The 10,896-nt window shown below is 75.3% G+C and carries 9 protein-coding genes; 6 read left to right on the forward strand and 3 right to left on the reverse strand.

All coding sequences use genetic code 11. From position 1 onward, the window contains the following. Window positions 1-90: 90 nt before the first annotated feature. A complete protein-coding gene (locus AC07A6_RS19150) occupies window positions 91-2,211 on the reverse strand; it encodes a helix-hairpin-helix domain-containing protein (protein WP_478777814.1) in 2,121 nt (706 codons plus the stop codon). Between the two features lie 653 nt (window positions 2,212-2,864). Then, window positions 2,865-3,848 (reverse strand): aldo/keto reductase, encoded by a 984-nt coding sequence (locus AC07A6_RS19155; protein WP_362456269.1) that lies wholly within the window; start codon window positions 3,846-3,848, stop codon window positions 2,865-2,867. Between the two features lie 109 nt (window positions 3,849-3,957). On the opposite strand from AC07A6_RS19155, the gene AC07A6_RS19160 reads away from it, so the two are divergent. Next, window positions 3,958-5,007 carry an LLM class F420-dependent oxidoreductase gene (locus AC07A6_RS19160; protein WP_385770773.1) on the forward strand — a complete coding sequence of 350 codons (1,050 nt, stop codon included), beginning with the start codon at window positions 3,958-3,960 and terminating at the stop codon, window positions 5,005-5,007. A 265-nt stretch (window positions 5,008-5,272) separates the two neighbouring features. Beyond that, complete coding sequence (locus AC07A6_RS19165; protein ID WP_478777808.1) at window positions 5,273-6,061, forward strand: ferritin-like domain-containing protein; 789 nt, start codon at window positions 5,273-5,275, stop codon at window positions 6,059-6,061. Window positions 6,062-6,082: 21 nt separating this feature from the next. Here the strand turns inward: AC07A6_RS19165 and corA are convergent, their stop codons facing one another. Continuing rightward, a complete protein-coding gene (gene corA / locus AC07A6_RS19170; RefSeq protein WP_362456278.1) occupies window positions 6,083-7,078 on the reverse strand; it encodes a magnesium/cobalt transporter CorA in 996 nt (331 codons plus the stop codon). 54 nt (window positions 7,079-7,132) lie between these two features. On the opposite strand from corA, the gene AC07A6_RS19175 reads away from it, so the two are divergent. From AC07A6_RS19175 to mshC, 4 genes are all read left to right on the forward strand, one after another. Next, window positions 7,133-7,840, forward strand: coding sequence for a histidine phosphatase family protein (locus AC07A6_RS19175; protein WP_125816240.1), 708 nt, complete (start codon window positions 7,133-7,135; stop codon window positions 7,838-7,840). Between the two features lie 76 nt (window positions 7,841-7,916). Further along, entirely contained in the window at window positions 7,917-8,507 is a 591-nt protein-coding gene (locus tag AC07A6_RS19180; RefSeq protein WP_362456282.1) for a DUF3090 domain-containing protein, read from the forward strand. After that, a complete protein-coding gene (locus AC07A6_RS19185) occupies window positions 8,471-9,307 on the forward strand; it encodes an SCO1664 family protein (RefSeq protein WP_478777815.1) in 837 nt (278 codons plus the stop codon). The genes AC07A6_RS19180 and AC07A6_RS19185 overlap by 37 nt, the downstream gene beginning before the upstream one ends. A 120-nt stretch (window positions 9,308-9,427) precedes the next feature. Beyond that, window positions 9,428-10,657 carry a cysteine--1-D-myo-inosityl 2-amino-2-deoxy-alpha-D-glucopyranoside ligase gene (mshC, locus tag AC07A6_RS19190; RefSeq protein WP_362456285.1) on the forward strand — a complete coding sequence of 410 codons (1,230 nt, stop codon included), beginning with the start codon at window positions 9,428-9,430 and terminating at the stop codon, window positions 10,655-10,657. Window positions 10,658-10,896: the final 239 nt, after the last annotated feature.

Raw genomic sequence — 10,896 nt, forward strand, 5'->3', positions numbered from 1 at the left:
TTTCCCCCCCCCCCCCCCCCCCCCCCCCCCCCCCCCCCCCCCCCCCCCCCCCCCCCCCCCCCCCCCCCCCCCCCCCCCCCCCCGCCACGGCTACGGCTGCTCCTCCTGCGCGGCCGCGAGGGCCCGCAGCAGGCCCGTCAGCCGGGTCGTACGCGGCTTCGGCAGCCCCTGCGCCACCGCGCGCGGCAGCGCGTCCTCCACCCCGTGGACCACGGACAGGTGCCGCTCCGCCCGCCCGAACGCCGTGTACACCCAGTCCCGGGACAGGGACTGCGCCGCGTCCCCGGGCAGTACGGCGACCACCGCCGGCCAGCGCGAGCCGACCGCCTGGTGCGCCGTCACCGCCCAGCCGTGCCGGACCTGTGCCTCCACCAGATCCTGCGGTACGACGACCCGCGCGCCCCCCGCGTCCAGGTGCAGCCCCTGCGCGTCGGCCGACACCACCCGGGCCGGCAGCGCCCGCCCGGGCGAGGGCACGTGGACCACCCGGTCGCCGGGGTCGAAGCCGAGGAACCGGCCGGGGCCGGGGTTCAGCCGCTCCTTGAGGGCCGCGTTCAGTGCCCGGGTCCCCGCCGGGCCGCCGTGGCCCGGGGTGATGACCTGTACCTCCTCGGCCGGGATCCCGAAGGCGCGCGGCACCGACTCGGCCACCAGCTGGACGGTGCGGTGCACGGCCTCGCCGGGGTCCCGCACGGGGACGATGACGACCTCCTTGCCGGGGGCTTCGACCCGGTTCAGCTCCCCGATGCCGATCCCCGAGACCAGCTCGCCGATCGGGCCGGGGTCCGGGGTGCGGGACACCACCTGCGGGAAGGCGCGGGCCGCCAGCACGTCGGCGAACACCCGGCCGGGCCCGGCCGAGCCGAGCACCCCGGGGTCGCCGGAGAGCAGCAGGCGGGCCCCGTCGGGCACGGACTCCACCAGCGCGGCCGCCTTCTCCACGTCCAGCTGCGGCGCGTCCAGGACGATCAGCAGGTCCAGGTCGAAGCGGCCGTCGGCGTCCCGCCCGGGGCCCTCCGTGCCCGCGAGCAGACCGGCCACGGTGACGGCGCCCGGCGCGGGGGCGTGCGCGGCGAGGACGGCACGCAGGCCGAGCCGCCGGGCGGCCGCGAGCAGGGCCGCCGGTTCGGCGCGGGCGGCCTCGCCGCCGGTGTGGGTGACCAGGCCGTGGCCCGCGACGGCCCGGACCAGCTCGGCCGCGGGCCCGTCGGCCGCCGCAGACCAGTCCGCCGGCCCGGCGAAGGTGCCGGCGAGCCGGGCCAGGCCGTCGGCGAGGGCCTCCTCGGCCAGGGCGTGCGCCTCCAGGCCCACGAGGAGCCTTACGGGCGGCTCCTCGTCCTCGGCTGCGGGCGGGCCCAGCGGCTCGTGGAACACCAGCACCGCGCCGTCGCCGATGGCTGCCTCCAGGGTCTCGGCGGGGGCCGGCACCCCGTACTGGGCCAGGGCCTTCTCCAGGACCGGGGCCTCCAGGGCGGTGTGCCCCTTGGCGGCGGCCTGGTCCAGCAGCCAGCCCAGCAGGGCGGCGCCGCGGCGCTCGTCGGCGGGACCGGCGGCGGGGCCGAGGAGGGCCTGCGCGAAGCCGTCCGCCTGCGTCGGGCGCACCCCGGGGACGGCGAGCAGCCGCCAGGGGTCCTCGGTGAGCTGCTCGGCCGCGCCCTCGCCGAGGACGGCGGCGGTCCGGCCGGCCAGGGCCTCGGGGGCGCCGCCGCGGGCGAGCACGGCGCGGACGGCACCGATGTCTCCGACGGGGGTGGGGGCGGGGGCCGGGGTCGCCGCCGGGCGGGGCTGCGGGGGAGCGGGGGCCGCCTTGCGGGGCGCGGCCGGGGCGTCGTCGAAGTAGGGGCCGGAGGGCTTGGCGCCGCTCTCCACGGCCCGTACGGCGGCCAGCAGGTCGGCGGCCTTGCCGCTGAGCTTGGCGCCGGCGTCGACGGGGCCCTCGCGCTCCGCCTTGCGGCGGGCGATCCGCTCCCGCTCGACCCTCTGCGCGGCCAGCTCGGCCTGAGCCTCACTCACCTGCGCCCCCGCCCCGGCAGTGTCCTGCCCGGCCTCGGCCCCTGCGGGCTCCGTCCCGGCGGCGTCCTGCCCGGCCTCGGCCCCTGCGGTCCCGGTCCCGGCAGCGCCCTGCCCGGCCTCGGCCCCTGCGGGCTCCGTCCCGGCGGTGTCCTGTGCGGCCTCGGGGTCGGTGCCGGTCCCTGCGGGGCTTTCCCCCACCCCGCCCCTTCCCGAAACCGGGGGCTCCGCCCCCGGACCCCCGTCGCCCTCCGGCCCCCGGGCCTCCGAGCCACCGGCTTCGCCGCCCGCCCCCGGACCCCCGCCGGCCTCCGGCTCCAGGGCCTCCGGCCCACCGGCTTCGCCGCCGGCCTCCGGGCCCGGCTGCCCGTCGCCGTCCGCAGAGCCGCCCTCCGGCCCGGCGCCCGCCGGAGCGGCCTTCGGCCCGTCGATGCCCGCCTCCGGCTCCTCCGGCTCATCGGCGGCTGGCGCGTCGGCCTCCGGGCCGTCGTCCAGGCCTGCGGGGCCGGTCACACCGGCGCCGGGGGCGTCACTGCCGGCCGCGCCGGTCTCCGTCGTACCGGACGCCGGCTCGTCAGCCGCGTCCTGCGGCCCGGCGGCCGGATCCGGGCCGTCCGCCGCGTCGGCGCTGCCGGGCACCGCGGCCTCGTCCGGCACCGCGGCCGCCTCCGGTCCGGCGGTGGCGGGCTTCCCGGTCACGGGCCCGGCGGGCACGTCCTCCGCGTCCGGAGCCTCGGCCCCGGAAGCGGCCCCGGCGGCACCGGGCACGGTCCCCGCGTCCTGGCCCTCCGGGGCCTCGGCGGCTTCGTACGGGTCCTCCGCGGCAGCGGGGCTGGCGGGGTCGGGGGCCGTGCTCACAGCGTGCTCCAGTCCTGATCCGGGTAGCGGTGCACGGGCGCCGACACGTCGTCCAGCGCCCGGCGGATCTCCTCCGGAAGGGTAAGGGCCTCCACCGACAGTGCCGCCCCGAGCTGCGCGGACGTCCGGGCGCCGACGATCGGGGCGGTCACCCCCGGCCGGTCGCGGATCCAGGCCAGCGCCACGTGGAGCGGGGTGACCGCCAGCCCCTGCGCGGCGGTGACCACGGCGTCCACGATCAGGCCCGCCGCCTCGTCCAGGTACGGCTCCACCAGCGCGGCAAGCGCCGGCGAAGCGCCCCGGGAGTCGGCCGGCGTCCCGTCGCGGTACTTGGCCGTCAGCACCCCGCGGCCCAGCGGGGAGGAGGGCAGCAGCCCCACCCCCAGGTCCAGCGCCGCCGGCAGCACCTCGCGCTCCACCCCCCGCTGGAGCAGCGAGTACTCCATCTGGGTGGAGGCCAGCCGGGTCCGCGTCCCGGGCGCGCCGAGCTGCCACGTCGCGGCCTTCGCCAGCTGCCAGCCGCTGAAGTTCGACACGCCCGCGTACCGGGCCCGCCCGCTGGACACGGCCAGGTCCAGGGCCTGGAGGGTCTCCTCCAGCGGGGTGTGCGGGTCGAAGGCGTGGATCTGCCACAGGTCCACGTAGTCGGTGCCGAGGCGGTCCAGGGAGTCGTCCAGGGCGGCCAGGAGGTGCCCGCGGGAGCCGTTGAAGCGGCGGTCGGGGTCCGGGACGCTGCCCGACTTCGTCGCGATCACGACGTCCCGGCGCGGCACCAGGGAGCCCACCAGCTGCCCGAGGAGGTACTCGGCCTCTCCGCCGCCGTACACGTCGGCCGTGTCGACGAGCGTGCCGCCCGCCTCCCAGAACGTCTTCAACTGCTCGGCGGCGGCTTCCTCGCCGGTGTCACGGCCCCAGGTCAGGGTGCCGAGGCCGATCCGGGAGACGCGCAGTCCGGTGCGGCCGAGATGCCTCTGCTCCATGAGCGCTGAGACTACTGGGGCACTGACGCGGGGCCGTTTGGCGCGCTACAGTCCCCCGCAGACCCACGTTACTGATCGGTAAACCGGCACATCCGTTAGGGGACGACACATGCGGCTCGGCATCAATCTCGGCTACTGGGGTGCGGGCATGGACGCCGACAACCTCGCCGTCGCCCAGGAGGCCGACCGGCTCGGCTACGACGTCTGCTGGGCGGCCGAGGCCTACGGCTCCGACGCCGCGACCGTACTGGCCTGGGTGGCCGCCCAGACGGAGCGGATCGACGTCGGCTCGGCCATCTTCCAGATCCCGGCCCGCCAGCCCGCGATGACGGCCATGACCGCCGCCACCCTGGACTCCCTCACCAAGGGCCGCTTCCGGCTCGGCCTCGGCGTCTCCGGACCGCAGGTCTCCGAGGGCTGGTACGGCGTGAAGTTCGACAAGCCGCTCGCCCGGACCCGGGAGTACGTGGAGATCGTCCGCAAGGCCATGTCCCGCGAACGGCTGAGCTTCGAGGGCGAGCACTGGACCCTCCCGCTCCCCGGCGGCCCCGGCAAGCCGCTCAAGCTGACCGTGCACCCCGAACGCCCGCACATCCCGCTCTACATCGCCGCCATCGGCCCCAAGAACCTGGAGCAGACCGGCGAGATCGCCGACGGCGCCCTGCTGATCTTCCCGGCCGCCGAGCACCTGGAGGAGACCGCCCTGCGGCACATCCGCGCGGGCCGCGAGAAGGCCGGGCTGACGATGGACGGCTTCGACGTCTGCCCGACCGTCCCGCTGGCCCTCGGCGAGGACGTGAACGCCCTCGCGGACGTGTTCCGCCCCTACACCGCCCTGTACGTCGGCGGCATGGGCAGCCCGAAGCAGAACTTCTACAACCAGCTCGCCCAGCGCATGGGCTACGAGAAGGAAGCCGCCGAGATCCAGGCCAAGTACCTGGGCGGCGACAAGGACGGGGCGGCCGCCGCGGTCCCGCACTCGCTGATCGACTCGACCACCCTGCTCGGCTCCGTGGAACGGATCGCGGACGGGATGCGGGCCTACGCGGACGCCGGGGTCACCACCCTCACGCTGGCCCCGGCCGGCTTCACCCTCGACGAGCGGCTCGCCGCCCTGCGCGCCGGCACCGAGGCCCTGGAGCTGGCCGGCCTGGCCTGACACGCAGGAGCCGCCCGGGGGCCGTCGGACGGAGTCCGACGCAGCCGCCCGAAGCCTGCGGAGCAGTGCGAGGGCGGCGTCGGGAAAAGGGTCAGCGGCCGTGGTGGGGGCTCGGGGGGTCTTCCCCGCCACGGCCGACACAGCGAACAACGCCCGGCCCGCCCCCGGGGTTACGCCCCGCCGGGCGGCCGCCGGTTTCGTTCATTCGGCCGAGTGCGGCCGCGCATCGGTTGCCCGCCCGGTCGATCCGCTCTTGACTCGTTGCATGCTCTCTGCCCGCAGCCTGTTCCAGGAGATCGTCGACCACGACGACTCCTTCCAGCTGTTCTGCTCCATCGCCGCCAGCGGGGAGTCCCAGGGCGGCTGGGAGAACGCCCGCATCGCCGCCCTCGTCCCCGACGGCATGCGCGACCTGGCCCCCAAGATCACCCGGCACGGCGCCGACGAGGACAAGCACGGCCGGATCTTCCGCGCCCTGCTGCGCAACCGCGGCCTGCCCGCCGTCCCCGTCCCGCCCGAGACCGACTACACGATGCTGCTGGAACGCCGCGGCATCGGCCTCGCGCACGACAAGCTGCGCCGCGACGAGCCCCTCAGCGAGGAGGACATCGTCGTCTACCTCGCCCACAGCCGGGTCACCGAACAGCGCGCCGCCGACCAGATGGTCATGCTGCTGCGCCACTTCGGCGACCACCCCGAGGTCGGCAAGGCCGTCCGCGTCATCAGCAACGACGAGGACAACCACCTCGCCTACTGCCACGAGGAACTGCTCCGCCTCGCCCGCGAAGGGTACGGCCGGACCATCCAGCGCACCCTGCGCGAGAGCGCCCTCGCCGAGATCGGCGTCTACCGGGACGTCAGCCTCGCCGTCATGGACCACATGGGCCGGCTGCTGCGCTGGCCCGCGCCCAAGGCCGCCGCCCTCGCCGCCGGCATCCGCGCGACGTACGCGTACGAGCGGTTCAGCGGCTGGCACCGCATGGTCGGCCTGCGCCCCCCGGAGCGGCGGAACCCGCTGGGCGGCGTGCCCAGGACCACCCACGAGTTCGCGTAGGCCCCGTCGGAGAACGGGTGGTCAGAGCCAGCCGCGCCGCTTGAACATCCTGTGCAGGGCCAGGCACAGCCCCACCATGAGCACCACCACCGCCGGATATCCCCAGGGCTGCCTGAGCTCCGGCATGTCGTCGAAGTTCATCCCGTAGATCCCCGCCACCATCGTCGGGACGGCCGCCATGGCCGCCCACGCGGAGATCTTGCGCATGTCGTCGTTCTGCCGGACGCCCATCTGCGCCAGGTGCGCGGCCAGGGCGTCCGACAGCAGCCGGTCCAGGCCCTCGACGTACTCGTTCGCCTTCGTCAGGTGGTCGGCCACGTCCCGGAAGAACGGCCGGGCGTGGTCGTGCACGAAGGGCACGTTCCCGAAGGCGAGCCGGTCCATCGGCTGGAGCAGCGGGCTCGTCGCCCGGCGGAACTCCAGCACCTGCCGCTTGAAGCCGTAGATCCGGGCCGCGGTCCTCTTGGAGGAGTCCGGGGCGTCCGGCGCGAACACCTCGGCCTCCAGCTCCTCCAGGTCCGCCTGGAGCTCGGCCGCCACCTCGATGTAGTGGTCCACCACGGCGTCGGACACCGCGTACAGCACCGCCGTCGGGCCGTGCCGCAGCACGTCCGGCTCCTGCTCCAGCCGGTGGCGCACGGCCGCCAGCGCGGCCCCCTCGCCGTGCCGCACCGTGACCACGAAGGAGTCGCCGATGAACACCATCAGCTCGCCCGTGCTCACCGTGTCCTCGTCGTCGTCGTACAGCACCGGCTTGAGGACCACGAACAGCGAGTCGTCGTACACCTCCAGCTTCGGCCGCTGGTGCGCCGTCAGGGCGTCCTCCACCGCCAGCTTGTGCAGCCCGAACTCGCGGCTCACCCGGTCGAACTCCGCGGGCGTCGGCTCGTACATCCCGATCCACAGGAAGGCGTCACCGTGCGCCCGGGCCTCCTCCAGCGCATCGGAGAAGTCCTCCGGAGCCCGCGAGCGGCGCCCGTCCCGGTACATCGCGCAGTCGACAATCACGCCGGGCATTCTTCCCCGACCCGCGCCCGCCCGCACGCCGGCGTCACCGCATACCCTGCATGCATGGCCACGCTGATCCTCGTACGACACGGGCGGTCCACCGCCAACACCGCAGGCCTGCTCGCCGGATGGACCCCGGGAGTGGCCCTCGACGAACACGGCGCCGGGCAGGCCGCCGCCCTGCCCGGCAGGCTCGACGGCATCCCCCTCGCCGCCGCCGTCTCCAGCCCGCTCCAGCGCTGCCGGGAGACCCTGGCCCCGCTGCTCGCGGCCCGCCCCGACCTGCCCCTGCACACCGACGAGCGGATCGGCGAGTGCCACTACGGCGACTGGTCGGGCCGCAAGCTCTCCGAACTCGCCGACGAACCCCTCATGAAGATCGTCCAGCAGCACCCCTCGGCCGCGGCCTTCCCCGGCGGCGAGTCCATGCGCGCCATGCAGGCCCGCGCCGTGGACGCCGTACGCGAATGGGACGCGCGGATCGAGGAGGAGCACGGCTCCGGCGCCGCCTTCCTCATGTGCTCCCACGGCGACATCATCAAGTCCCTCGTCGCCGACGCCCTCGGCATGCACCTCGACCTCTTCCAGCGGATCCACGTCGACCCCTGCTCGGTCACCGCGATCCGCTACACCCCCACCCGGCCCTTCCTGCTGCGCCTCGGCGACACCGGGGACCTCGCCCCGCTGATCCCGCGCCCGGTCGCCTCCGCCGACTCCGAGACCGAGGGCGGCGGCAACGCCGTCGTGGGGGGCGGCGCGGGCGCGGCCTGATCGAACGGAGCAGTAGGGTGGCAGGGCCAACAGCACACGAGCAGCCCTGCCCCTGCCTCAGACTTGGAGACTGGACGTGCCCCGTCAGGTGTTCCTGTACGACCCCCCGGACCGCTTCGTGGCCGGCACGGTCGGTCTGCCTGGACGCCGCACCTTCTTCCTCCAGGCCTCCTCGGGCGCCCGCGTCACCAGCGTGTCCCTGGAGAAGACCCAGGTCGCGGCGCTGGCCGAGCGGATGGACGAGCTGCTGGACGAGGTCGTGCGGCGCACCGGCGGCAACGCGCCCGTCCCGGCCGTCGCCTCCGCCGAGGCCGCCGACACCGCCCCGCTGGACGTCCCCGTCGAGGAGGAGTTCCGCGTCGGCACCATGGCCCTCGCCTGGGACGGCGAGGAACAGCGGATGATCGTCGAGGCGCAGGCGCTCGTCGAACTCGACGCGGAATCCGAGGAGGACCTCGCCGAGGCGGAGGAGCGCCTGCTCCAGGACGAGGAGAACGGCCCGCCGATGCTGCGGGTCCGCCTCTCCGGAGCCCAGGCCCGGGCCTTCGCCAAGCGGGCCCTCGACGTGGTCAACGCGGGCCGGCCGCCGTGCCCGCTGTGCAGCCTGCCCCTCGACCCCGAGGGCCACGTCTGCCCCCGCCAGAACGGGTACCGGCGCCAGGCGTGAGCGAGGTGACCCCGATAGAGGAGCTGCTCACCCGCGGTGAGCTCACCGTCCGCGGCCGCATCGCCGAGGCGTCCAACGCGGTCCTGCTGTGCACCGTCGCCCACGAGGGGCGCAGCGCGGAGTGCGTCTACAAGCCCGTCAAGGGCGAGCGGCCCCTGTGGGACTTCCCCGACGGGAACCTCGCCCGGCGCGAGCGCGCCGCCTACCTGGTCTCCGAGGCCACCGGGTGGGGGCTGGTGCCCACCACCGTGCTGCGCGACGGCCCGTACGGAGAAGGCATGGTCCAGCACTGGATCGACGCCGGAGAACAGCCGGAGTCCGGGCTGCTGGCCCTGGTCGAGGGAGAGGAGGCGGGGGAGGGCTGGAAGCCGGTCGCCCTCGCCGAGGTCGGGGAGGGCCGCACCGCCCTCCTCGTGCACGCCGACGACCCCAGGCTGCGCCGCCTCGCCGTACTGGACGCCGTGATCAACAACGGTGACCGCAAGGGCGGCCACCTGCTGCCCGCGCCGGACGGCCGGCTCTACGGGATCGACCACGGCGTGACCTTCCACACGGAGGACAAGCTGCGCACCCTCCTGTGGGGCTGGGCGGGGGAGCCGCTCACGGAGGAGGCCCGCGAGGTCCTGGGATCGCTGGAGGGACAGCTGGCCGAGGGGGCGCCGCTCGCCACCCGGCTGGGCGAACTGATCACCCCCGTCGAGCTGGCCGCCGTACGGGCCCGCGTGGCGCAGTTGCTGCGGGACGGGAAGCATCCGCAGCCGTCCGGGCAGTGGCCCTCGATCCCCTGGCCGCCCGTCTGAGCAGGGACGTCTGCGGATGATCGCGGACGCACAGAACCGGCCAGACCGCAAGAGTGCCGATCAAGCCAACAGTGCTGGTCCCATTCGTTTCCGGAACACTCGTCCGGTTAGGCTCGAACCATGCATGCCTGGCCCGCTTCTGAGGTCCCCGCCCTGCCCGGCAAGGGCCGCGACCTCCAGATCCACGACACCGCGACCCAGGGGACGATCACCCTCGACCCCGGTCCCGTCGCCCGCCTCTACGTCTGCGGGATCACCCCGTACGACGCGACCCACATCGGTCACGCGGCGACCTACAACGCGTTCGACCTCGTGCAGCGCGTGTGGCTCGACAACAAGCGGCAGGTCCACTACGTCCAGAACGTCACGGACGTGGACGATCCGCTGCTGGAGCGGGCGCTGCGCGACGGGCACGACTGGACCGAGCTCGCCGAACGCGAGACGGCCCTCTTCCGCGAGGACATGACCGCCCTGCGCATGCTGCCGCCGCAGCACTACATCGGCGCCGTCGAGGCCATACCCGGCATCGTGCCGCTGGTGGAGCGGCTGCGGGACGCGGGCGCCGCGTACGAGCTGGAGGGCGACGTCTACTTCTCGGTGGAGGCCGACCCGAACTTCGGCGGGGTCTCCCACCTCGACGCCGCGGCGATGCGGGTCCTGTCCGCCGAGCGCGGCGGCGACCCCGACCGCCCGGGCAAGAAGAACCCGCTCGACCCGATGCTGTGGATGGCCGCCCGCGAGGGCGAGCCCAGCTGGGACGGCGGCTCCCTGGGCCGCGGCCGGCCGGGCTGGCACATCGAGTGCGTGGCCATCGCCCTGGAGCACCTGGGCATGGGCTTCGACATCCAGGGCGGCGGATCCGACCTGGCGTTCCCGCACCACGAGATGGGCGCCTCGCACGCGCAGGCCCTGACGGGCGAGTTCCCGATGGCCAAGGCCTACGTCCACGCGGGCATGGTCGCGCTGCACGGCGAGAAGATGTCGAAGTCCAAGGGCAACCTGGTCTTCGTCTCCGCCCTGCGGCGGGCCGGGGTGGACCCGGCGGCCATCCGCCTGGCCCTGCTCGCGCACCACTACCGCGCGGACTGGGAGTGGACCGACGACGTCCTCGCACAGGCGCAGGCCCGCCTGGCGCGCTGGCGCGCGGCCGTCTCCCGGCCGGACGGCCTGCCGGCCGAGGCGCTGGTGGAGGAGGTCCGCGCGGCCCTGGCCGACGACCTGAACGCCCCGGCGGCGCTGGCGGCCGTGGACGCCTGGGTGGACGCGCAGAACGCCTCCGACGGCGACGACGAGTCGGCCCCGGGCCTGGTCTCGCGCACGGTCGACGCCCTGCTGGGCGTGGCCCTGTAGTACCCCGTGCCGATGCCCCCGGACTCCGTCGCGATCCGGGGGCATCGCCGTGCCGGGTGCCGGGTGCCGGGGTACGTGCGGGCCGCCGTGCCTGGGGCCGCCTGCGGCGCTGCTCCCCGCCCCGCCCTTCGCCCTCCCCCAGCTACCGCTGGGAGGTGCCCCCACCCGGGCTGCGCCCGGACCCCTCCTGGGGGCTCCGCCCCCAGACCCCCGCGCCTCAAACGCCGGCGGGGCTATAG

The sequence above is a fragment of the Streptomyces sp. NPDC044002 genome, from assembly GCF_056434525.1.

Excerpts from the sequence above, each read along its gene's own strand:
- AC07A6_RS19155 (WP_362456269.1), bottom strand. The coding sequence starts at position 3,848 with ATGGAGCAGAGGCATCTCGGCCGCACCGGACTGCGCGTCTCCCGGATC.
- AC07A6_RS19160 (WP_385770773.1), top strand. The coding sequence starts at position 3,958 with ATGCGGCTCGGCATCAATCTCGGCTACTGGGGTGCGGGCATGGACGCC.
- AC07A6_RS19165 (WP_478777808.1), top strand. The coding sequence starts at position 5,273 with ATGCTCTCTGCCCGCAGCCTGTTCCAGGAGATCGTCGACCACGACGAC.
- corA (WP_362456278.1), bottom strand. The coding sequence starts at position 7,078 with ATGCCCGGCGTGATTGTCGACTGCGCGATGTACCGGGACGGGCGCCGC.
- AC07A6_RS19175 (WP_125816240.1), top strand. The coding sequence starts at position 7,133 with ATGGCCACGCTGATCCTCGTACGACACGGGCGGTCCACCGCCAACACC.
- mshC (WP_362456285.1), top strand. The coding sequence starts at position 9,428 with ATGCATGCCTGGCCCGCTTCTGAGGTCCCCGCCCTGCCCGGCAAGGGC.